Origin of the sequence: Nonomuraea sp. NPDC059007 (assembly GCF_042740555.1) — a bacterium.
Classification (GTDB): Bacteria; Actinomycetota; Actinomycetes; order Streptosporangiales; family Streptosporangiaceae; genus Nonomuraea.
In genome coordinates this window covers 183,564-204,422 of sequence record NZ_JBHYJD010000001.1, presented here as the reverse complement: position 1 = coordinate 204,422, position 20,859 = coordinate 183,564, and the positions used below count along the sequence as shown (strand labels likewise).

The following is a 20,859-nucleotide window of genomic DNA, read 5'->3' as shown; positions in this document are numbered from 1 at the left end:
ACCCCTCAGGAGTAAGACATGAAGCGTGCGGCGGCCGTCATCGGCATCCTCGCGATCGCTGCCACGGCATGCAGTGGCGGCGGCGGCGCACCGGGCGTCCCCGGCTCCGGCGGCAAGGACGCCGCCGGCGGCCCGGTGACCATTCGCTGGTCGGCCTGGGGGTCGGCGGAGGACATGAAGCTCTACGAGCCCCTGATCAAGGAGTTCGAGAGCAAGAACCCCAACATCAAGCTCAAGCTTGAGCCGGTGGCCAAGTACGACGACTACCACCCCAAGCTCCTCACCCAGCTGACCAGCAAGACCGCGCCCGACGTGTTCTTCGTGGGCGACGACAACATCGGCAAGTTCGTCCAGGCCGGTGTCCTGACCCCGCTCAACGACAAGCTCGCCGGCGCCGACTCCAAGAGCAAGCCCGAGGACTTCTTCGACGGCGTGTACGGCGGCGCCAAGAAGGACGGCCAGATCTACGGCGTCCCGAACGACGTCAACCCCGAGGTCCTCTGGTTCGACAAGCAGGCCCTCAAGGACGCCAGCATCACCGAGAACCCGGCCGAGCTGTACGCCGCCGGCCAGTGGACGATGCCCAAGTACCTGGAGATGGGCCAGAAACTGGTCAAGGCCGGCAAGTCCGGTTCCCTGTTCTGGAACTGGTACGGCTCCACGTACAGCATGATCCACGGCTTCGGCGGCAAGGCGTGGGACGGCGGCAAGTTCACCGCGACCACCGACCCCAAGTCCCGCGAGGCGCTGCAGACGCTGGCCAAGGGCTACCAGGACAAGACGTTCGTCTCGATCGACCTGCTCCCGGCCAGCAACGGCGGCAACACGCAGTTCCTCAAGCACAAGGCCGGTTTCTACGCCGGCGGCCGCTGGGTGATCGACATCCTCAAGAAGGGCGGCGACAAGGCCAACTACGACATCGTCCCCTTCCCCTCCCCGGACGGGAAGCCGATGTCGGGCGCCGTGGCCGCCTCCTACCTGGCGATCAACAAGGACACTCCGCACGCGAAGGAGGCCTTCCAGTTCTTCACGAACTTCGTCAGCAAGGAAGGCCAGATCACCCGCATGAAGGGCGGCGGCGCCGTGCCGTCGGTCAAGGGCGCTGAGTCGGTCGTCCTGGACGGCTACCCCGAGCACGCGCAGACCCTGATCGACGTGCGTGACAACGGCTTCGCCAACTACCCGGAGGAGGTCGCCGTGCCGGGCCTGACCAAGGACATCAACGACCACCTGCTGAAGGTCTGGCAGGGCAAGGTCCCCGTCGAGCAGGGCATGACCGAGCTGCAGAAGCTCGTCGAAGGCAAGCTCGGCTAGTGGCGACGCTCACCCGCCCCACGGCCGCCCCGGCCCGGACCTCCGCCAAGAAGGTCCGGAACCGGGACGGCCTGTGGGCCGCCTTCTTCCTCGCGCCGCAGGTGCTCGGCCTGGTGTTGTTCCTCATCGTGCCGCTGCTGTTCGCCGTGGTCCTGGCGTTCATGAAGTGGGACGGTCTCGGCGCCACGGAGTGGGTCGGCTTCGACAACTTCGCCGCCCAGCTGAGCAGCCCGGACTTCGGCAGGGCCGTCTGGAACACGGTCGCGATCGCGCTGATCACCGTGCCCGTGGGCCTGACCCTGGCCGTGCTGGTCGCGGTGGGGCTCAACAACCTCAAGGGCAGCAACGTCTACCGCGTGCTGTACTTCATGCCCGTCGTCACCAGTTCGGTCGCGGTCGCGCTGATCTGGCAGGTCATCCTGGCCAACGACGAGAACGGCGTGCTGAACACCACGCTGCAGAACCTGTTCGGCATCACGGGCCCCGACTGGCTGGGCAGCCCCGCCTGGGTGATCGTCTCGATCGCGGCCGTGACCATCTGGTCCTCGCTCGGGCTCAACGTGGTCATCTTCATGGCCGGGCTGCAGACGATCCCGCCGGCGATCTTCGAGGCGTCCAGGATCGACGGCGCGACGGCCTTCCAGACGTTCCGCCGGGTCACGCTGCCGCTGCTGTCACCGACGATCTTCTTCTCCACCGTGGTCGCCGTCATCAGCTCCCTGCAGGCCTTCGACCTGATCTACGTGCTGGTCGACCCGAAGGACAACGAGGGCGCGCAGACGATCGTCTACCACCTCTTCGACCTCGGCTTCAAGAAGTTCGAGTTCGGCATGAGCAGCGCCGCGGGCGTCCTGCTGCTGGTGCTGACGCTGATCGTCACGCTGGTCCAGTTCATGGCGCAGAAGCGCTTCGTCCACTACGACTCCTAAGGGATCCGCCATGCGAACCAGGCAGGTCGCCCTGCACGTCTCGCTGACCGTCGGCGGGCTCCTGATGCTGTTCCCCTTCGTCTGGATGCTGCTGACATCCTTCAAGGGCACGCACCAGATGCTCAACAACCCGACCGACTGGCTGCCCAGCCCGTGGCAGCCGCAGAACTACGGCGAGGTGCTCGGCGAGAGCACGATCCTTCCCGCGTACTGGAACAGCTTCTACATCGCCGTCATCAACGTCGCGCTCACGCTGCTGACCTCGGCGATGGCCGCCTACGCCTTCGCGCGGATCAAGTTCAGGGGCTCTGGCGCGCTGTTCGTGCTCTTCCTGGCCACGCAGATGGTGCCGCCGCAGGTGACGATCACCGCGCTGTACCTCATGCTGGCCAAGGTCGGCTGGGTCGACTCGCACCTGGCGCTGATCGTGCCCACGATCGTCAACCCGTTCGCCGTCTTCCTGCTGCGCCAGTTCATCCGGGCGGTGCCCATGGAACTGGAGGAGGCGGCCAGGATCGACGGCGCCAACCGCTGGACCATCTTCTGGCGCGTGGTCCTGCCCAACATCAAGCCGGGCCTCGGCGCCATGGGCATCATCGCCTTCCTCGCCGCCTGGAACTCCTACTTCTTCCCGCTGATCTTCCTCAACACGCCAGAGCTGTTCACGGTGCCGCTGCTCCTGGCCACCTACGCCAAGCAGTTCGGCGCGATCGACTACGGCCTCATCCTGGCCGCCTCCTCGATCGCGGTCGTGCCCACGCTGATCGCCTTCCTGATCGGCCAGCGGAAGATCATCAACTCGATGGCCGCATCCGGCCTCGGAGGACGCTGACCTTGTTCACCCTCGACCTGCGCGAGCGCCCCTTCACCGACCGCGGTTCCCGCCTGCTGGTGATGGCCGCCGACGACGGATCCCTGTGGATCGCCCGCGCCCAGTACGAGACCCGCCTCAGTGAGACGACCGTCCTGACGGGCCTGCGCCTCTTCCGCGGCGACCACGAGCTGCGGGTACGGCAGGCGCTCCCCGACCGGATCGACTTCGAGGACGGCGTGAGCCTGGCCTTCGCCGGCCCGGACACCCTCGTCCTCGCCGGGACCGGCGCCCGCGCGGTCTGGGACCAGGGCGAGGCGGCCGTGGAAGGGACGTTCACCCTCGTCGGCGAGGGCGTCCACGAGGACGTCCTGGAGAAGGCGGCCGCCAGGTGGGCGGCGTGGTTCGCCAAGCTGCCCGCCGTCCGCGAGGATCTGCGTGAGCGCGCCCAGATGGCCTGGTGGACGCTCGCGGTCAACCTGATCGACATCAGGGGCCGCGAGTCGCTCGTGCCCTCCAAGTACGGCTACGTCGGCCTGTGGAACTGGGACTCCTACTTCCACGCCATCGCCCTGCGGCACGCCGACCCGGAGCTGGCCCGCGAGCAGATCCGCATCCTGCTGGACAACCAGCGCGAGGACGGGCTGATCCCCGACGTCGTGCACGACCACGGATCGCTGGCCGAGACCACCGACCTGCCCCGCTCCGACCTGGCCCGCCTGGCCGAGCACGTCGGCGGCGAGCCGCTCAGGGAGGTCGTGCCGGTCACCAAGCCCCCGCTGACCGCGTGGGCCGTGTGGAAGATCCACGAAGCCGCCCCCGACCGCGGCTTCCTGGAAGAGGTCTACCCGAAGCTGGTCCGCTCGCAGGAGTGGTGGTTCGAGCGCTCCGACCCGGACGGCGACGGCCTGGCCGAGTACCTGCACCCGTACTCCTCCGGCCTGGACGACAGCCCGATCTGGGACCACGGCCCCCGCGCCGAGCCCCCGGACCTCAACTCCTACCTGGCCCTGCAGTACGACCGGCTGGCCGACATCGCCACCGAGCTCGGCCGCCCCGAGGCCGCGGACTGGCGGGCCAGGGCACAGGCGCTCACCGACCTCATGGTCGAGCGGCGCTGGACGGGCGCCCGCTTCCGCACCCTGGTCGGCGAGGTCGTGGCCGAGGTCAGGACCCCGCTGGACCTGATGCCGCTGTTCACGGGCCGGCTGCCCAAGGAGGTCGCCGACCGTCTGGTGGCCGACCTCCGCTCGCCGTCCTTCTGGGCCGAGCGCCCGGTGCCCACCGTGGCCTTCGACGACCCCCGCCACGACCCCGACGCCATGTGGCGCGGACCGGTCTGGCTGAACGTCAACTACCTGCTCGCCGACGGGCTGCGCCGTTCCGGGTACGCCGAGGCCGCCGACGCCCTGGTGGCCAGGACGCTGGCGATGGTCCGCGACGGCGGCGGCCTCTACGAGTACTGGAACCCGGAGACGGGCAGGAAGGCGAAGCGGGCGACCACCGGCTTCGGCTGGTCGGCCGCCCTCTTCCTGGATCTCGCGATCACTTCGCCAGCTTGACCGCGCCCCTCGCGAGCACCACGAACTCGGTTTCGGCGCTGGACGGGAACGGCGCGGCCGGGTTGGTCCCCATCGCGGTGATGAAGTAGACCTTCCCGTTCGGCGCCCGGTAGGAGTAGCCGACGTCGCTCAGGCCGGGCTCCGAGCCGCCCTTGAACCAGGCACCCTGCGCCAGGCCGCCGGGGTTGGCCGACATCACCTCGCCGACCTTCGGATCGCTGATCCCGCGCAGCTCGGCGTGGGCGCGGGCGACGTCGGCCGGCGAGGCGAACCATTCGATGGTGTGGAGCTCGCGGGGCTTCAGCCAGGGCGTGATCGAGGTGAGCGGCAGCTTGCCGATCGTGGCGCGCAGGTAGGCGCGCTTGGCCGGCGTGCCGAGCGCGAGGTAGGCCTTGGCGTGCTTGGGATAGTCGGCGCCCTTGAGCGTGAACAATTCCCGGGTGCTGAGGACCGGGAAGTTCCGCTTGTCCCGGGCGCCCCAGGCCCGCATCGTCTTCTCGACGGCCTTCTTGCCCGCCTTGTGCAGGAGCATGTCGGTGCCGGTGTTGTCGCTGATGGAGATCATCAGCTTGGCCGCCTCGAAGACGCTGACCTTGCTGCCGTCGGGACGGTCCTGCAGCTCGCCGCTGGGCAGGCTCTTCAGCTCCGGCGTGATCGTGAGCTTCGTGTTCCAGGAGAGCTTGCCCTGGCGGATCTGCTCGGCGATCGTGCCGAGAATGTACAACTTGAACATCGAGCCCAGCGGCCGGTCGGTGTTCCGGTCGATCGCGTGGATCGGGCGGATCCGATTCCCCTTGATCTCCGCCGCCAGGAAGCCGTGCTGGGGCGCCGCCTTGGCGAGGCGCTCGTCCAGCTCCTTCCACGTCTTGGGCTCGGGAGGCAGGGGCAGGATCGGCGCGAAGCCCAGGGTGGCGATCTTGCCGGTGCCGTCGATGGCCAGCGTGACGTCGAACTTCTGGCCCGACACGACGCCGACGGCCCTGATCGAGTTCGGGCCCGATCCGTCGACGCTGCTCAGCGTCAGGCCTTTCAGCTGCACCAGGAGCGCGTTCATCTCGGCCGGCGGCACCTGGCTGAGGAGGGAGGGGGCGATGTGCTCCTTGATCTCGCTCTCCGGGACCGGCGCGCGCCCGACGGCGTCGAGCACCCAGCGCAACTGCTGCCCGGCGGGCGTCGCGGGGATCTCCGCGCCGGGCGAATCCGTGGGCGTGGGCGACGGGCCGGCCGTGGCACTGGCGGCGGTCGCGACGCCGGAGCCGACTAGCAGAGTCGCGGCGACGGCCAGGGCCAGCAGGGACTTCGATGTCATTCGAGGGACCATGTCTCCACTCTGGTGACGCGGGCCCGCCGTACCCACCAAGTTGACCGCACACCGGTATGCGGTCAACCGCATAGACGTGGCGCATGCCCTCTGAGCAGGATGGACACCCATGAGAGCGTTCGCGAGCGCCCTGGCGGCGCTGTCCGGGGCGAGCCTGATCATCGGCTCCTTGATGGACGGCACCGGGGCCGGCCAGTGGCTCTACGTGCTGATCGGCCTGCTCACCCCCGTGCTCGGCTGGCTGATCACGCTGCGCCGCCCCGAGATCCCGTACGGCTGGCTGCTGCTGGCCACCGCCTGCGCCCTCGGTGTGGGCACGCTGGGCAACGCGCTGGCCAGGCACGCCGGCGCGGACGTTCTGGGCAAGGGGTCCACCGCCTCCTTCGCGGTCTTCTACGGGCTGGTGTGGGTCTTCCTGCCGCTGCTGTTCCCCGACGGCCGGCTGCCCTCACGGCGCTGGCGGCCGGTCGCCTGGATCGCCGGAGTGGCGATCGCCGTGCACGCGGTGGCGACGACCCTGTCGTCCCTGGACCCGCTCAGGGAGGGGCCGCCCGTCATGTCCGGCCCGGTCGACCTGCTGGCCTCGGTGCTCAGCGGCCTGGCGCAGATGGTCGTGTACATCATGGCGATCGTCGTGCTCTTCGGGCTGGTCGCGCGGTGGCGGCGCGCGGGGGCGCAGGAGCGGCCGCAGTACCTGTGGATGCTCTGCGGGAGCGCGCTCGGCGTCATCGGGTTCGCGGTGGTGCTGGCCTACCTGGCCGTCGGCCACCTGGCGATCGTGAGCATCGGCACCATGACCGTGCTGGCGGCGGTGCCGGGGGCGATCGGTGTCGCGCTGGTGCGACACCGGCTGCTCGACATCCGGTTCGGCGTCCGGGGCTCCAGGCTCTCGCTCGTCTTCGACATGCGGCCCACGGTGAGCGAACTGCTGTCGGAGCTGTCGCCGGAGCTCCAGGACGCCGAGCCGGGGGAGCAGCTGGCCGGGCTGGCGCGGGCCGTACGGGAGGGGCTGGACGTGCGGTGGGCGGAGGTGTCGCTCACGGGCGGCGCGCGGTTCACCGCGGGCGGCAGGCAGGGCGAGGCGACCGTGCGCGAGCGCGTGGCCGGCGGGCTCGGGGAACTGGCCGTGGGGGAGAAGAACCAGGGGCGCTTCACCGCGGAGGACCGGCGGCTGCTGCACGCCTTCGCGGTGCCGGTCGGGCTGGCCATCCGCAGCGCCGCGCTGGCCGGGCGGCTGGTCAACGCCCAGGAGGCCGAGCGGCGGCGGCTGGAGCGCAACATCCACGACGGCGTCCAGCAGCAACTCGTCGCGCTCATCGCCGGGCTGGAGCTGGCCCGCGCCTCCGGTGGCGCACCCGAGATGCTGCCGCCGCTGCGCGAGCAGGCCCGCCAGACCCTCGACGACCTGCGGGAGCTGGCCGCCGGCATCCACCCCTCCGTGCTGGCGCAGGGCGGCCTGGTGGAGGCGGTGGAATCGCGCTGCGCCCGGCTGCCGGTGCCGACGACCGTGCTGGCCGGCCCGGATCTGCGCGCGGCCCGCTTCGCCGACGAGATCGAGGGCGCGCTGTACTTCACCGTCAGCGAGGCGCTGGCCAACGCGCTCAAGCACGCCGCCGCTGGAAAGATAGAGGTACGGCTGTCGCACCACGACGGCCGGCTGCGGGCCTCGGTCCGCGACGACGGCAGGGGGTTCGAGCCGTCCGCCACCGCCCTGGGCGCCCTGGCCGACCGGCTGAGCGCGCTCGGCGGCGGCCTGGAGGTGTCCAGCACGATCGGAGAGGGGACCACGGTGAGCGCCTGGGTGCCGGCACATGGCTGAGCCGCTGCGTACGGTCGTGGCCGACGACCACTACCTGGTGCGCGAGGGCGCCAGGCGGCTGCTGGAGACGTCGGGACGGGTGGAGGTGGTGGCCGCTGTGGGCAACGCCGACGAGCTGCTCGACGCGGTCCGCAGGTTCGCGCCCGACGTGGTGGTCACCGACATCAGGATGCCGGGCGGCGGCTGGCGGGCCGGGTTCGAGGGCATCGACGCGGCCCACGCCGTCCGGTCGGCGCATCCCGGGGTCGGGGTGGTGGTGCTGTCGCAGTTCGGCGACGCCCTGTACGCCTTCGAGCTGTTCAAGAAGGGCACCGAGGGCTTCGCGTACCTGCTGAAGGACCGGGTCGGCGACCTCGACGAGCTGCTCGGCGCGATCACCGCCGTGGCCGAGGGCGGCTCGGTGATCGACCCCAAGGTGGTCGAGGGGCTGATGTCGCGGCGGGAGGTGCGCGGCGGGGGCGACTCGCCGCTCGGCTCGCTGACCGGGCGGGAGCGCGAGGTGCTGCGGGAGATGGCGCGGGGGCGGTCCAACCCGGCGATCGGGCGGGCGCTGCACCTGTCGCTGTCGTCGGTGGAGAAGAACGTCAACGTGATCTTCTCCAAGCTCGGGCTGGAGAACACCGGCGACGTCAACCGGCGGGTGGCCGCGGTGCTGGCCTATCTGGAGGGTTGAGGCCTCATCCGAAGTCGCTTCATCCGAAAACAGAAGGCGGCGGCACCGGGGCGAGGACCGGGTCGCCGTCGCGGATGGGGGCGGCGCCGGCGACGAAGTTCGTGAGGGCCTCGCCGTACACGCATCTGGCCTGGGTGAGGCCGCCGGCCGCGCGGCGGGTGAGCAGGTCGACGGGCAGGGAGGTGCGGGAGGCGGCGACGATGAGGTTGCCGAAGCGGCGCCCGCGCATGATGGCGGGCTCGGCCAGCAGCGCGACGTGGCCGTAGGCGGCGGTGACGGTGGCCAGCAGGCGGCGGGCGAAGGACAGGCCCTTGCCGTCCGCGATGTTGATCAGCAGCGTCCCGGTGGGACGCAGGACGCGCGCCAGGTCGGCCAGGTACTCGGCGGTGGCCAGTTCGACCGGCATCGTGGCGGCGGTGAAGGCGTCGAGCACGACCAGGTCGGCGCTCTCGTCCCAGACCTTCTGGGTGCCCTCCCTGCCCCCGGCGACGATCACCTTGAGCTTGGGGATCGAGCGCAGGTCGAGTTGCTCGCGCACGAGGTTGACCAGCAGGCCGTCGGGCTCGAGGACGATGTGGCGGGAGCCGGGGCGGGTGGCGGAGACGTAGCGGGGGATGGAGCACGCGCCGCCGCCGACGTGCAGACAGCTGATCGGCCCGTCGTCCATGACGTCGATCACATCGGCCATAAGCCGCACATATTCAAATTCCAGGAATGTGGGGTCTTGTAGGTCGATATATGACTGAGGTACGCCATCCTTGGACAGCACCCAGCCGTCCTGCCTGTCCAGATCCCGGAGAAGCTCGACTTCACCGAACGTCACCGGGTACCGGCCGGGCATCGGCTCCCGCTGTCCACGTGCCACTTTCTGTCCCCTTTCCTGGGAGAAACGGTATGCGACGACGAAGGCTGATTGTCCTCCTTATTGCGCTTCTGGCGGTGATGGGGGCGGGAGCCTTCGCGGTCCTCGCGGCCAACAGCACGCACGGAAGCCCGGAGAAGACGGCCGAGTCGTACTTCACCGCCTGGCGCCGCGGCGACGTGCAGGCCATGAGCAGGCTCGTCTTCCAGGTGCCCGACGATTTCATGGCACGGCACCTGTCCCTGTCCAGTTCGCTGCGCGTGGACGCCATCGAGCTGACCCCCGGCACGCTCACGATGACCGGTGAGGAGAGCGCCGAGGTGCCGTTCACCGGGCGACGGAAATTACGCGAGCTCGGCTGGTGGGAGTTCCAGGGCACGCTGAGGCTGGCCGTACGCGAGAAGGGCTGGCACGTCCTCTGGGCCCCGGAGACCCTGCACCCGCTGCTCAAGGACAACGGCATCCTGGAGCTGGCCTCGGTGCAGGCGCCCTCGGTCGAGCTGGTCACCAGCGAGGGCGAGCGCTTCCCCGAGAACAGCTACGCCGAGTACTACCTGGAGAAGCTGGCCGACGCGTACCCGCACAAGAAGGGCACCGCGCTCCAGGCGATCCTGCCGGACGACAGCACCCAGACGCTGATCAGCAAGGTGTCGAAGCCCAAGGCGCAGAAGACCACGCTCTCGCGCGCCGTGCAGGCCGCCGCCGCGCGGGCCCTGGACGGCGTCTCGGACGCGGCCATCGTGGCGATCCGGTCGAGCACCGGCGAGATCGTGGGCGTGGCCGACCGGCTGGAGGGCGGCAACAAGGCGTTCACGTCGCTCTTCCCGCCCGGCTCGACGTTCAAGACCGTGGTGGCCGCGGCGCTGATGGGGACGGGGCTGTCCGGATCGTCGCAGGTCGAGTGCCCGGCCACCTATCAGATCCCCGGCTTCAGGTCCTTCAGGAACGCCGCCGCCGCCGACCGGGGCACGATCAGCTTCACCGAGGCGTTCGCGCACTCCTGCAACACCACCTTCGTCGAGGAGGCCACCACCCGCATGGAGCCCGGTGACCTGATCGAGGCGGCCGCGCCCTGGGGCTTTCGCGGCCTGCGGCTGCCCACCGGCGCGGGCGGCTCCTGCGGTCAGATCCCCGAGCCGGAGAAGATGAACCTGGACTGGTTCGGCGAGGCCGTCATCGGCCAGGCGAGCGTGCAGGCCACGCCGCTGTGCATGGCCGCCGTCGCCGCCGCGGTCGAGAGCGGCGTGTGGCGCTCGCCCCGGCTGCTGCCCGCCGACGAGGCGGCCGACCTGGAGGGCCCGCCCCTGCGCGACATCGAGCTGGACGCCGGCGTGGCCGAGGGGCTGCGGGAGATGATGCGGGCCGTGGTCGAGTACGGCACCGCCGCCGGCGCCGGCCTGCCCGAGGGCGTGGCGGGCAAGACCGGCACGGCCGAGGTGGACACGGAGAACGAGCACGGCTGGTTCATCGGCTACCGGGACGACCTGGCCTTCTGCGTGTTCGTCCGCAACGGCGGCTCGGGCCGCTCGGCCGCGGTCCCCATCGCGGCGCGGTTCCTGCAAGGACTGTAGGGGTTGCTAAGGGGTACCTAACCTACGGTACCGTAGGTTATATGACGACCGCTTTCGTGAAGCCCAGGCTGCGCGGCTGGTTGCACACGGGGGCGCTGCCCGTGACGCTCGTCGCGGGATTCGCGCTCGTGGCACTGGGCCCGACGCTGCAGGCACGGCTGGCCTCGGCGATCTACGCCGTCACCTCGGGGCTGCTCTTCGGCATCTCGGCCACCTATCACCGCGGCACGCTCGGCCCCAGGCTGGCGGAGGTGCTGCGCCGGTTCGACCACGCCAACATCTACCTGATCATCGCCGGCACCTACACGCCCTTCGCCCTGCTCGCCCTGTCCGGCGCCGCCCGCATCGCGGTCGTCTCGGTCATCTGGGGCGGAGCGCTGATGGGCGTGCTGTTCCGCGTCTTCTGGATGGGGGCGCCGCGCTGGCTCTACACCGTCCTCTACCTGGCGCTCGGCTGGGCCGCCATCTTCGTGATGCCCCAGCTGCTGGAGGGCGCGGGCCTCGCCGCCGTCGTGCTGGTGGCCGTGGGCGGCGTCTTCTACAGCGCCGGAGCCATCGTGTACGGCCTGCGCCGCCCGGACCCGTCACCCGCGTGGTTCGGTTTCCACGAGGTCTTCCACGCCTTCACCCTCGCCGCGTACCTGGTCCAGTACATCGCCGTCTCGATCGTGGTCTACTCCCACGTGTGAACCTCGGTGATGAGCAGTACGTGTCGGTGACCTCCTTCAAGCGCGACGGCACCCCCGTGGCCACCCCGGTCTGGTGCGCCCGCGACGGCGAGGCGGTCGTGATCTGGACGGTCGCCGACTCGTGGAAGGTCAAGCGCATCCGCGCCAACCCGCGCGTGACCGTCGCCCCGTGCGACCTGCGCGGCAAGGTGAGCGGCCCGGCCGTGGACGGCAAGGCGGAGATCCTCCCGGCCGGGGAGACCGAGCGGGTGCGCGGCCTGCTGCGGCGCAAGTACGGCCTGATCGGGCGGATCACCCTGCTGGGCAGCCGGCTCAGAAGGGGCGCCACCGGAACTCTTGCCATCCGGATCACCGATATTTGACCCCATCAGGGTCTCCATGAGTGATCTTTCTGGAAAGCATCGGGGCATGGAGCAAATCGCGCGCACGTGGTGGCTCGTACTCATCCGAGGCATCTGCGCCATCATCTTCGGCATCCTCGCGCTGGTCTGGCCGGGGATCACGCTGTACGTCCTGGTGATCTTCTTCGGCGCCTACGCGATCGTCAGCGGCCTCTTCTCGCTCTTCGCGGCCTTCGGCCACAACGTGCAGTCGAGGGCCTGGCTCATCATCTCCGGCATCATCGGCATCCTGGCCGGCATCGTGGCCTTCGCCTGGCCGGGGATCACCGCGCTCGCCCTGCTCTACGTCATCGCCTTCTGGGCGATCTTCACCGGCATCGCCGAGATCGTCGCCGGCATCGCGCTCCGCAAGGAGATCGACAACGAGTGGATGCTCATCCTGGGCGGCGCGCTCTCGGTGCTCTTCGGCATCCTGCTCATCATCTGGCCGGCCACCGGGATGCTCACGCTGACCTGGCTGCTCGGCATCTTCGCGATCATCTACGGCATCGCGATGGTCGTCCTGTCCTTCAAGGTGAAGAAGCTGGCGCCGTGAAGCGGTGGGCACGGAAAGTTTACGGGTATTTACGGCATCTATAGGGAAGGTATGTCGTGTCTGGCTCACCCGGGAGGAAGACATGGATGTACTCGACCGCCTCGCCCGCCATCTCCTCGTCGACGGCTACCGGCTGGTGCTCGACCTCGAACGCAGCCAGGGCTCCTGGCTCACCGACCTGCGCACCGGCCGCAGGTACCTGGACTTCTACACGTTCTTCGCCTCGGCTCCGCTGGGCGTGAACCCCCCGTTCGACGCGGAAACGGCCCGGCTCCTGGGCGAGGTGGCGCGTAACAAGCCCGCCAACCCGGACATGTACACCGAGCACCTGGCCGACTTCGCCGACACCTTCAGCCGCGTGCTCGGCGACCCGGAACTGCCCCACCTGTTCTTCGTCGAGGGCGGGGCGCTGGCCGTCGAGAACGCGCTCAAGACCGCCTTCGACTGGAAGAGCCGGCGCAACGAGGCGGCCGGGCGCGGCCGTACCCTCGGGACCAAGGTCCTGCACCTGACCCGCGCCTTCCACGGCCGCAGCGGCTACACACTCAGCCTCACCAACACCGACCCGGCCAAGACCGACCGCTTCCCCACCTTCGGCTGGCCGCGCGTCGAGGTCCCCGCGATCCACCACGGCGACGTGGAGGCCGCGGAGGCACGCGCACTCGCCCAGGCCCGCGCCGCGTTCGAGGCCCACCCGCACGACATCGCCTGCTTCATCGCCGAGCCCATCCAGGGCGAGGGCGGCGACAACCACATGCGCCCGGAGTTTCTGCGGGCGATGCAGCACCTGTGCCACGAGTACGACGCGCTGTTCGTCCTGGACGAGGTGCAGACCGGCGCCGGGACCACCGGCACCCCCTGGGCCTACCAGCAGCTCGGCCTCGAACCGGACATCGTGGCCTTCGCCAAGAAGGTCCAGGTGGGCGGCATCATGGCCGGGCGCAGGGTGGACGAGGTCGCCGACAACGTCTTCCGCGTCAGCAGCCGGATCAACTCCACCTGGGGCGGCGGCCTGGTCGACATGGTCCGCTCCCGCGCGCTCCTGGAGATCATCGAGCGCGACGACCTCATCGCCCGCGCCGCCACGCTCGGCGAACAGGCACTCGAAGGCCTCACCAAGATCCAGGCCGAGCACCCCGACCTGATGTCCAACGCCCGCGGCCGCGGCTTCATGATCGCCTTCGACCTGCCCGACCCGGCCCGGCGCGACGCCCTGGTCAGCCGGCTGAGGGAGGACGAGGGCGTCCTGGTCCTGCCGTGCGGCGAGCGGTCGGTACGCCTGCGCCCCGCCCTGAACATCCCCGAAGAGGACCTGGACCACGGCCTCAAGGCGATCGCACGAGCCCTGACCTGAGCGCCCGCTATAGCCCTGGTTTGAGCGCCCGCCCGTGCTCTGGTTCGAGGGCCCGCTCGCGGAGGGCTGTCGCGGTGGCCGCGTCGGCCGGCAGGAACGCCTCCAGGTGCAGCTCGGCGACGGTCACGTCCATCGCGGTGGCGAAGGAGGTGATCGTGGTCAGCAGACGTAGCTCGCCGTCCCGTGAACGCAGCCGCAGCGGGACGGCGAAGCCCAGGTGCTCGGGCCCCGGCGCCGCCACGGGCAGGTACGACTCCAGCTCCCCGATGTAGACGTCCAGCCGCGGATCCGGGCTGCGCAGCAGCTGGGCCCGCAGGTTCTCCACCACGTGCCGCCCCCAGTCGGCCAGGTTGGCCACCCGCGCGCCCATGCCCCGCGGATGCAGCGCCAGCCGGAACAGGTTGACCGGCGGCTCCAGCAGCTCCGGCGCCGCGCCCTCGGCGAGGACCTCGAAGGCCGCGTTGGCGGCCAGCAGCTCGCCGTAGGGCCGAACCACCACGGCCGGGTACGGCAGGTGCCCCTCCAGCACGCGCTCCAGCGCCTCTCTGACCGGCTCCAGCGCGGGATCGTCCAGGCTGGACTCCGGGAAGGCCGGAGCGTATCCAGCGGCCAGCAGGAGCCCGTTGCGCTCGCGCGGCGACAGCCCGAGCGAGTCGGACAGGCGGACCACGATCTCCCTGCCGGGCCGCGAGCGCCCGCTCTCCATGAAGCTGAGATGCCGCTGCGTCGTGCCCGCGCGCCCGGCCAGCTCCAGCTGGCTGACCCGGCGGACGCCGCGCCAGTGCTTCAGCGCGCTTCCGAATCGTTCCACTAGCACTTTCTAGCCCAAACCGGGCGCTAGCCACGATTCCCTGCCGGGAATTGCCGCCCCGCGCGCCGCCGAGCACGATCGTCGGCATGACGAAGAACGTGATCGACGGTTTCAACGCCGCCTTCCGCACCCACGACCCCTCCGGCCTGCCCGCTTTGGTGGCCGATGACTGCGCGCTTGAGAACGTGGACGGCGCCGCCTACACGGGGCCGGGCGAGGCGCTGCGCTTCTGGTCGGCGCTGGCCGAGGACGAGTCGCTCACCTGGACGGTCGAGGACGTCAGCATGCTGGGCGACGAGGCGGTCATCCGGTGGCGCTTCACCTCGGGCGGCGCCGTCACCAGGGGCCTCAACCTCATGCGGCTGCGCGACGGCCTGATCGCCGAGGCGACCGGCTATCTGAAGGTGGGCATGGGGTGACCACCCGGCCGGTGCGCGGGCGCGCGTCACGGCGGTCAGGCGGTGCGGCGGAGGAGCGTCAGCCTGGAGGGCCCCCAGCCCTTGTGGCGGTTTGGGGTGGGGGCGGCTCTGCCGTACGGGGGACTAGTCGTCAGACCTTGAGTTCCACAGGCCTATGGCGGTGACGCGGGAATCCACGCCGAGCTTGGCGTAGATGCGATTGACGTGGTTCTTCACGGTCTTCTCGCTCAGGAACAAGCGCTGCGCTATCTGGCCATTGGACTGACCTGTGGCTATCAGATCCATGACCTCTGCCTCGCGCTTGCTTAAGGATGTGAACACTCCGCCGAAGGCGGTGTCGTCGACTCTCATCCGGCCTCCGTGGGCACGATGTCAGTCTGATCGCCGAGGGACCCCCGTGCTTCCGGCGCTAGCGGTAGACAGCGAGCATAACTCGCAAAGTCTTGGTTTGGGGACGATGCCGGAGAAAACGACGATGGCCGGTCCCTCAGGACCGGCCATGTCACCAAGGGTGAGTGACGGGACTTGAACCCGCGACATCCAGGACCACAACCTGGCGCTCTACCAACTGAGCTACACCCACCATGCGTGCCACATCGCGGCGGCACAGGAAAAGTGTAGCGGTGTTCGGGAGTCTTTACGCCACCCGATTAACCGCTGACACGTTCGGCGAGTCCACGGGCCGTCACCGAATCGGGACCGGGCTGGCCGACGAACACCGCGGCCCGATAGTAGCGCAGCTCCCTGATCGACTCGGTGATGTCCGCGAGCGCCCGATGGCCGCCCTGCTTCTCCGGCGCGGCGAAGTAGACCCGCGGGTACCAGCGGCGCACCAGCTCCTTGATCGACGACACGTCGATCATCCGGTAGTGCAGGTACGCGTCGACCGCGGGCATGTCACGCGAGATGAACGTGCGGTCGGTGCCGATCGAGTTGCCGCACAGCGGCGCCTTCTTCGACTCCGGCACGTGGCGGCGGATGTACTCCAGCACGAGCGACTCGGCCTCGGCCAGCGTGACCCCGCCGGCGAGCTGTGGCAGCAGGCCCGAGGCCGTGTGCATCTCGCGCACCACCTGCGACATCTGCTCCAGCGACTCTGGCGGGGGCTTGATGACCACGTCGACGCCCTCGTCCACCTGGTTGAGCTCGCTGTCGGTGATGACGCACGCCACTTCGACGAGCGCGTCACGACCCAGGTCGAGGCCGGTCATCTCGCAGTCGATCCATACGAGCAAGTCACTCATGGGCTCAGCCTAGTGCCCCTGCTCAGGCGGGCTTGAGCGAGCCGATAACCTTGTCCACCACATCGGTGCCCAGATTGTCGGGAACGGAGATGTAAATCAGCGCAGGACGCTCGCCCGGACCCCGGTCCATGAGCACCACCGCGCCGTTCTCCTTCTTCCACTTGTACTTCTTCTCCGCGGAGATCTTGGAGAAGTCGAGCTCGAACTGCAACACCCAAGCGTCCTTGTCGCCGATCTTGAGCGCCTCGTTCTTGACGATCTTGCGGGTGTGCGTGAGCTGGTAGTAGTTGCTGAACGAGGCCAGCACCGCCCCGGCCGCCGTCTGCAGGCTCTGCCCGTTCTCATAGGGGTAGAGCTCGTTCAGCGCGCCGGTGTAGACGTTGCCGATCCAGTTGGACTCGCCGTTGTACTTCTCGTGCGAGACCGCCTCGACCGCGCTGCTCCACCTCTGCTGCGTCGGGTCGGTGCCGTTGACCCGGTCGGCCGGAGGGACGGTCCAGCCCTCGGGCGCCTCGAAGGACACGCCCGCCTGGGGGTCGGTGATGCGGCCGTCCTGGATGCCGGGCATCTGCGAGGGCACCGGGTCCGGGGTGGGCGTGGTGCCCGGGTCCTCGGTCTCGGTGGGGCTCGGGAAGATGTCCGAGGAGGGCGGCGGGGACTCCTGGGCGGTCGTGCCGCCGGTCCTGTTGACCACGACGACCGCGGCCACCACGATCAGCGCCACCACGACCAGCACGCCCACGCCGCCGAGGATCCAGGGCAGCGGGCCGCCGGACTTCTTCGGCGGCTGGCCGTAGGCGGTGGGGCCGGGGAGCTGGCCGTACTGCCCGTACTGGGCGGTGGGCTGCTGGCCGTAGGGGGGTTGCTGGCCGTACTGGCCCGGCTGCTGGGCGTACTGGCCGGGCTGCTGGCCGAACTGGCCGGGCTGTTGGGCGTATTGGCCCGGCTGTTGCTGGGCGTAGGGGTTCTCGGCGTGTGACGGCTGCGCGTACTGGTTCGCGCCGGACGGGGGCTGGCCGTACGGGTTGGCGCCCGAGGACGGCTGGCCGTACGCGTTTCCGCCGGAAGGCGGCTGTTCGTAGGCGTTCGCGCCGGATGACGGCTGGGCGAAAGGCGTGGACCCGGGGGGCGGCTGCGGGTTCGGGCCGGACGACGCCTGGGGGTCCGGCTGGCCGTACTGGCTCTGGCCCTGCGTGGGCTGGCCGAACTGCAGCGTGGGGTTGGCCGGGTGGGCCGACCAGTCCGTGCCGCCCTCGACAAGGGTCGGGGGCGGCTGCTCCTGCGCGTGTGTGGCATCGGTCCACTGGCTGCCGTCCCACCAGCGGAGTTGGGGCGATCCGTAGGGGTCGGGGTACCAGCCCGCCGGGGTCTGCGAGGTCATGTCGCCAGAGTAGTAAGAACTGCTATGAGATGCATTGTCAGCACTTGTAGGTGAAGCTCGCCTTGTCCTGCAGACGCTGCGGCGAGACGACCGTCAGCGTCGCCGTGAGCTTGGCCGTGCTTTTGCCCGACACCTTCCACTTCAGCGGCACCGTGTAGGACGACTTGTCGGAGGTGATGCGCTGCGTCTGGCGGATCTTCTCCTTCCTGTCGCTCTGCGCCCACTCGTAGACGATCTCCCCTGAGGAGCCGTTGGTGACGATCTTGCCGCTGATCAGCACGTCCGCGTCGCAGCCCTGCGCCTTCTTCGGCGCCGTCACGTCGACCGAGGTCACCGCCAGCGGCGTCGAGGGCCCGCTCAGCCGGAACCACGCCAGCAACGCCCCCGCCACGATCACTGCGAACACCGCTGCCGCCAGGATCGTCCGCCGCCGTCGGGCCCGCGCGGCCCGCCCGCGCCGCTTGCCCGATGTCCCGGCGGCGTCGGCCCGGCCCTCCCGCCAGATCCGCTCCGCCGTGGTGCCCAGGGACGGCGACACCCCGGGCCCGAAGTGCTGCTGCTCCAGCGCCGGAACGTGCAGCAGCGTGACGATCTCGCCCTCGTCGCGGTCCGGGATCGGGTTGACGCCGATCTCCAGCGTCGTCCGGTTACGCACCTCCTGGGCCAGCCGGTCGCGGGTGATCTGGCCGCCGGGCAGGACCTCGCGCTGGCCGAGCAGCACGTCCCTGGCCGCCGCCAGCCCGTGGAGCGTGGCCGTGGCCGCCGCCCGGTCGAGCAACTGCGCGGACGGCGCCGGGCAGTCCGCGCCCAGCGCCCTGGCCAGCGACGCCCACGCCGCCACGTCGCGGTCCGGCTCGGCCCGCAGCCCTCTGATCGCGTCGGCCAGGCCGCGCTCGATCAGCACCGCGGAGCCGTCGTCCCCGATCACGATCGTGCCCGGGTGCAGGGCGCCGTGCGCCAGTCCCGACGCGTGCAGGGCCTGCAGCGTCTGCGCCGTCTCCACGAGTACGGCCGCCGCCCCCGGCGGATCCACCGCCCGCGCCGCCATGAGATCGCCCAGCGACGGGCTGACCGGTCCGGCCGTGAGCAGCCACACCTCCTCGCCCGCCGCCACCACGTCGGCCACCTGCACCAGGCCGCTCAGCCCGTTCTGCGTCAGCGGCCGGTCGGCCACCACCGTGGCCACGACGCGCTCGCGCACGCCGGGCAGGCCGACCACGCCGCTGTCGAACCGCAGCGCGCCCGCTCTGCGGCCGGACGGCGTGATCGCGTCGAACCAGGTGCCGAGCTCGGTGATGCGGGTGTGGTCCGTGAGCCGGTAACCGGCGATGGACTCGCTCGCGTTGCTCATCGCCGTCGTAACCCCCGGGGTCTCCTAGCGCCTCCTGCGGTGCCTGCCGGACATGCGGCGCTTTACCGCAAGTGTGACGGGAACCGCGCCGGACGTCACCAGCCCGAAGGCCAGCACCGCCGCCACACCTCCTCCGTCGAACCCTTCCGAGGCGACCCCCTCCAGGGCCGCGTCACCGTCCCGCGACGTGCCGTCCTCCTGGGCGGCGGCCCCGGGGCGCCGGCTGCGCCTGGGAGCCGGCCTGCTGGGAGTCCGTGTCCCGCTGGGAGCTCGTGTCCTGCTGGGCGTCGCCCTTCTCGCCGCGGGTCGGTTCGCCCTCGGGCGGCTGGGTCGTGGCCGGTGGAGTGGTGGACGGGCGGCCGGTGGGCGGCTGGCTCGTGGGCGGCCTGGTGGTCGGCGGGGCCGAAGTGGCCGGGGGCGACGAACTGGGCGGCGGCGAGGTCTCGTCGGCGCTGGAACGTCCCGTGATGCCCTCGTCCGGTGTCTCGCTCGGCGACGGCGTCTTGGTCGGCTTCTTCGTCTTGGTCGGCGTCGGCTTGGGCGTGGGTGTGGGCTTCGGGGTGGGTGTCTTGGTGGGCGGCTTCGTCGTCTGCGCCACTGGCGGCGGCGCCGCGGTCACCGTGTCGGACGGCTCCGGCGTCGGCTCGGGCGTGGTCACCTCGGGTGTCGGTTCCTCGGTGGTCTCCTCGGGGAGCGGCACGTCGAGCGATGACACGCTGGCGGTGGGCGTACTGCGTGCCGCCTGGAGGGTGGGCTCGTCGTCGGAGGAGTTGACCACCACGATCGCGACGGCCACGAGGACACCGGTGCAGACCGCGCCGATCGCGACCTTCGCCCCCAGCTTGCTCATCAGCTTGGCCGCCGGTGTCGCGAGGTCGGTGCGCGCCATCGACGTCGCGACCTCCGCCACCTCCTCGGGCGGGGTCGGGAACATGAGCAGCAGCAGCCCGGCCAGCCTGGCCAGACGCCGGTGCCCGCGCTCCTCCCAGCCCGGCCCGTACGCCTCGACCGCCACCGCCTCCAGCTCCGCCAGCAGCGCGTCGGCCGTCTCGGGACGCTCGGCGGGATGCTTGGCCAGCCCCCGCTCGACCAGTCCCCGAAGCGGCTCGGGAACCTCCTCGACCGGTGGCGGCGTGCTGTGGTGCTGGCGGGCCAGCGCGGCCAGGTTGGTCGCCCGGTAGGGCCGGGCGCCGGTCAGGCATTCGAAGAAGACGATCGTGGCCGCGTACACGTCGGTCGTGGGGGACGCGGGCGCGCCCGACCACTGCTCGGGCGCCATGTACGGCGGCGTGCCCGACGTGTTCGCCCCTTGCCCGGCCCGTACGGCGATGCCGAAGTCGACCAGTTTGCTGGTGCCGTCGCCCTGGACGATCACGTTCTCGGGCTTGAAGTCCCGGTGGACCACGCCGACCGCGTGGGCCTCGGACAAGCCGAGCAGCGAGCCCTTGAGTACCGTCAGCGCGGCCTCGGGCCCCGTGGGACCCTCCGAGCTGAGGACCTCGCGCAGGGAGACGCCGTTGACCAGGTCCATGATGATGGCGGCGCCCTCGCCGGTCTCGACGTAGTCGATCAGCCGGGCGTTGTACGGGCTGCGCATGGTGCCCAGCAGCCGGGCCTCATGGCGGAACCGCGCGACGAACGTGACGTCGGCGCGCAGCTCGTCCGACAGGTACTTGATGGCGACCTGCTCGCCGTCATGGTCCCGCGTGGCCAGGACTACGCGTCCCGACGCACCGGCCCCGAGTTCGCGTACCTCGGTGTAGCCGGGAACCCCCCAATGCCCATACATAACGCCTCTTCTCTGGAGTCGTC

At 70.3% G+C, this 20,859-nt stretch carries 20 protein-coding genes and 1 tRNA gene; 12 read left to right on the top strand and 9 right to left on the bottom strand.

Features of this window, described 5'->3' with window-relative positions:
• Positions 1-18 precede the first annotated feature (18 nt).
• Genes ACFWY5_RS00975 through ACFWY5_RS00960 form a run of 4 tightly spaced genes read left to right on the top strand, consistent with a single transcriptional unit; the run spans position 19 to position 4,616 of the window.
• Positions 19-1,314, top strand: a complete 1,296-nt coding sequence (locus tag ACFWY5_RS00975) for an ABC transporter substrate-binding protein (RefSeq protein WP_379630199.1) — start codon at positions 19-21, stop codon at positions 1,312-1,314.
• Positions 1,314-2,243: a carbohydrate ABC transporter permease gene (locus ACFWY5_RS00970; RefSeq protein ID WP_379610388.1), complete on the top strand. Its 930-nt coding sequence runs from the start codon at positions 1,314-1,316 to the stop codon at positions 2,241-2,243. Before ACFWY5_RS00975 ends, ACFWY5_RS00970 begins: the two co-directional genes overlap by 1 nt.
• Positions 2,244-2,253: 10 nt before the next feature.
• On the top strand, positions 2,254-3,075 hold the full coding sequence (locus ACFWY5_RS00965) for a carbohydrate ABC transporter permease (RefSeq protein WP_379610387.1): 822 nt from the start codon (positions 2,254-2,256) through the stop codon (positions 3,073-3,075).
• 2 nt (positions 3,076-3,077) lie between these two features.
• Positions 3,078-4,616 (top strand): amylo-alpha-1,6-glucosidase, encoded by a 1,539-nt coding sequence (locus tag ACFWY5_RS00960; RefSeq protein ID WP_379630198.1) that lies wholly within the window; start codon positions 3,078-3,080, stop codon positions 4,614-4,616.
• On the opposite strand, the gene ACFWY5_RS00955 is transcribed toward ACFWY5_RS00960, so the two are convergent.
• Positions 4,600-5,925 carry a serine hydrolase gene (locus ACFWY5_RS00955; protein ID WP_379630197.1) on the bottom strand — a complete coding sequence of 442 codons (1,326 nt, stop codon included), beginning with the start codon at positions 5,923-5,925 and terminating at the stop codon, positions 4,600-4,602. The genes ACFWY5_RS00960 and ACFWY5_RS00955 overlap by 17 nt on opposite strands.
• 121 nt (positions 5,926-6,046) lie before the next feature.
• Here ACFWY5_RS00955 and ACFWY5_RS00950 point away from each other — a divergent pair, with 121 nt between their 5' ends.
• Together ACFWY5_RS00950 and ACFWY5_RS00945 are read left to right on the top strand one after the other, a co-directional pair.
• Positions 6,047-7,756 carry an ATP-binding protein gene (locus ACFWY5_RS00950; protein ID WP_379630196.1) on the top strand — a complete coding sequence of 570 codons (1,710 nt, stop codon included), beginning with the start codon at positions 6,047-6,049 and terminating at the stop codon, positions 7,754-7,756.
• Positions 7,749-8,429: a response regulator gene (locus tag ACFWY5_RS00945; protein WP_379610382.1), complete on the top strand. Its 681-nt coding sequence runs from the start codon at positions 7,749-7,751 to the stop codon at positions 8,427-8,429. Before ACFWY5_RS00950 ends, ACFWY5_RS00945 begins: the two co-directional genes overlap by 8 nt.
• A gap of 19 nt (positions 8,430-8,448) precedes the next feature.
• On the opposite strand, the gene ACFWY5_RS00940 is transcribed toward ACFWY5_RS00945, so the two are convergent.
• The gene (locus ACFWY5_RS00940) at positions 8,449-9,270 is read right to left on the bottom strand and encodes a spermidine synthase (RefSeq protein WP_379610465.1); all 822 of its coding nucleotides are present in this window, start codon (positions 9,268-9,270) and stop codon (positions 8,449-8,451) included.
• A 53-nt stretch (positions 9,271-9,323) separates the two neighbouring features.
• Here ACFWY5_RS00940 and ACFWY5_RS00935 point away from each other — a divergent pair, with 53 nt between their 5' ends.
• From ACFWY5_RS00935 to lat, 5 genes are all read left to right on the top strand, one after another.
• Positions 9,324-10,862: a penicillin-binding transpeptidase domain-containing protein gene (locus tag ACFWY5_RS00935; protein ID WP_379630195.1), complete on the top strand. Its 1,539-nt coding sequence runs from the start codon at positions 9,324-9,326 to the stop codon at positions 10,860-10,862.
• A gap of 41 nt (positions 10,863-10,903) precedes the next feature.
• Positions 10,904-11,551 carry a hemolysin III family protein gene (locus tag ACFWY5_RS00930; RefSeq protein WP_379610379.1) on the top strand — a complete coding sequence of 216 codons (648 nt, stop codon included), beginning with the start codon at positions 10,904-10,906 and terminating at the stop codon, positions 11,549-11,551.
• Entirely contained in the window at positions 11,548-11,913 is a 366-nt protein-coding gene (locus ACFWY5_RS00925; protein ID WP_379610378.1) for a PPOX class F420-dependent oxidoreductase, read from the top strand. Before ACFWY5_RS00930 ends, ACFWY5_RS00925 begins: the two co-directional genes overlap by 4 nt.
• Positions 11,914-11,959: 46 nt before the next feature.
• On the top strand, positions 11,960-12,487 hold the full coding sequence (locus ACFWY5_RS00920; RefSeq protein ID WP_379630194.1) for an HdeD family acid-resistance protein: 528 nt from the start codon (positions 11,960-11,962) through the stop codon (positions 12,485-12,487).
• Between the two features lie 82 nt (positions 12,488-12,569).
• On the top strand, positions 12,570-13,841 hold the full coding sequence (gene lat / locus ACFWY5_RS00915; protein WP_379630193.1) for an L-lysine 6-transaminase: 1,272 nt from the start codon (positions 12,570-12,572) through the stop codon (positions 13,839-13,841).
• 7 nt (positions 13,842-13,848) lie between these two features.
• Here the strand turns inward: lat and ACFWY5_RS00910 are convergent, their stop codons facing one another.
• Positions 13,849-14,652, bottom strand: coding sequence for a helix-turn-helix domain-containing protein (locus tag ACFWY5_RS00910; RefSeq protein ID WP_379630192.1), 804 nt, complete (start codon positions 14,650-14,652; stop codon positions 13,849-13,851).
• A gap of 86 nt (positions 14,653-14,738) precedes the next feature.
• Here ACFWY5_RS00910 and ACFWY5_RS00905 point away from each other — a divergent pair, with 86 nt between their 5' ends.
• Positions 14,739-15,071, top strand: a complete 333-nt coding sequence (locus tag ACFWY5_RS00905) for a nuclear transport factor 2 family protein (protein ID WP_379630191.1) — start codon at positions 14,739-14,741, stop codon at positions 15,069-15,071.
• A 123-nt stretch (positions 15,072-15,194) separates the two neighbouring features.
• On the opposite strand, the gene ACFWY5_RS00900 is transcribed toward ACFWY5_RS00905, so the two are convergent.
• From ACFWY5_RS00900 to ACFWY5_RS00875, 6 genes are all read right to left on the bottom strand, one after another.
• Positions 15,195-15,422: a helix-turn-helix transcriptional regulator gene (locus tag ACFWY5_RS00900; RefSeq protein WP_184960057.1), complete on the bottom strand. Its 228-nt coding sequence runs from the start codon at positions 15,420-15,422 to the stop codon at positions 15,195-15,197.
• 159 nt (positions 15,423-15,581) lie between these two features.
• Positions 15,582-15,654, bottom strand: a tRNA-His gene (locus tag ACFWY5_RS00895).
• A 67-nt stretch (positions 15,655-15,721) separates the two neighbouring features.
• Positions 15,722-16,315, bottom strand: coding sequence for an oligoribonuclease (gene orn / locus ACFWY5_RS00890; RefSeq protein WP_379610373.1), 594 nt, complete (start codon positions 16,313-16,315; stop codon positions 15,722-15,724).
• A gap of 22 nt (positions 16,316-16,337) precedes the next feature.
• Positions 16,338-17,696 carry a DUF2510 domain-containing protein gene (locus tag ACFWY5_RS00885; RefSeq protein WP_379630190.1) on the bottom strand — a complete coding sequence of 453 codons (1,359 nt, stop codon included), beginning with the start codon at positions 17,694-17,696 and terminating at the stop codon, positions 16,338-16,340.
• Positions 17,697-17,733: 37 nt separating this feature from the next.
• Positions 17,734-19,047 carry a hypothetical protein gene (locus tag ACFWY5_RS00880; protein ID WP_379630189.1) on the bottom strand — a complete coding sequence of 438 codons (1,314 nt, stop codon included), beginning with the start codon at positions 19,045-19,047 and terminating at the stop codon, positions 17,734-17,736.
• Positions 19,048-19,219: 172 nt separating this feature from the next.
• Entirely contained in the window at positions 19,220-20,836 is a 1,617-nt protein-coding gene (locus ACFWY5_RS00875; protein ID WP_379630188.1) for a serine/threonine-protein kinase, read from the bottom strand.
• Positions 20,837-20,859: the final 23 nt, after the last annotated feature.

Coding starts and splice junctions, on each gene's coding strand:
- ACFWY5_RS00975 (WP_379630199.1), top strand. CDS start 19: ATGAAGCGTGCGGCGGCCGTCATCGGCATCCTCGCGATCGCTGCCACG.
- ACFWY5_RS00965 (WP_379610387.1), top strand. CDS start 2,254: ATGCGAACCAGGCAGGTCGCCCTGCACGTCTCGCTGACCGTCGGCGGG.
- ACFWY5_RS00955 (WP_379630197.1), bottom strand. CDS start 5,925: ATGACATCGAAGTCCCTGCTGGCCCTGGCCGTCGCCGCGACTCTGCTA.
- ACFWY5_RS00950 (WP_379630196.1), top strand. CDS start 6,047: ATGAGAGCGTTCGCGAGCGCCCTGGCGGCGCTGTCCGGGGCGAGCCTG.
- ACFWY5_RS00945 (WP_379610382.1), top strand. CDS start 7,749: ATGGCTGAGCCGCTGCGTACGGTCGTGGCCGACGACCACTACCTGGTG.
- ACFWY5_RS00940 (WP_379610465.1), bottom strand. CDS start 9,270: ATGCCCGGCCGGTACCCGGTGACGTTCGGTGAAGTCGAGCTTCTCCGG.
- ACFWY5_RS00935 (WP_379630195.1), top strand. CDS start 9,324: ATGCGACGACGAAGGCTGATTGTCCTCCTTATTGCGCTTCTGGCGGTG.
- ACFWY5_RS00930 (WP_379610379.1), top strand. CDS start 10,904: ATGACGACCGCTTTCGTGAAGCCCAGGCTGCGCGGCTGGTTGCACACG.
- ACFWY5_RS00920 (WP_379630194.1), top strand. CDS start 11,960: ATGGAGCAAATCGCGCGCACGTGGTGGCTCGTACTCATCCGAGGCATC.
- lat (WP_379630193.1), top strand. CDS start 12,570: ATGGATGTACTCGACCGCCTCGCCCGCCATCTCCTCGTCGACGGCTAC.
- ACFWY5_RS00905 (WP_379630191.1), top strand. CDS start 14,739: ATGACGAAGAACGTGATCGACGGTTTCAACGCCGCCTTCCGCACCCAC.
- ACFWY5_RS00900 (WP_184960057.1), bottom strand. CDS start 15,422: ATGAGAGTCGACGACACCGCCTTCGGCGGAGTGTTCACATCCTTAAGC.
- orn (WP_379610373.1), bottom strand. CDS start 16,315: ATGAGTGACTTGCTCGTATGGATCGACTGCGAGATGACCGGCCTCGAC.
- ACFWY5_RS00885 (WP_379630190.1), bottom strand. CDS start 17,696: ATGACCTCGCAGACCCCGGCGGGCTGGTACCCCGACCCCTACGGATCG.
- ACFWY5_RS00880 (WP_379630189.1), bottom strand. CDS start 19,047: ATGAGCAACGCGAGCGAGTCCATCGCCGGTTACCGGCTCACGGACCAC.
- ACFWY5_RS00875 (WP_379630188.1), bottom strand. CDS start 20,836: ATGTATGGGCATTGGGGGGTTCCCGGCTACACCGAGGTACGCGAACTC.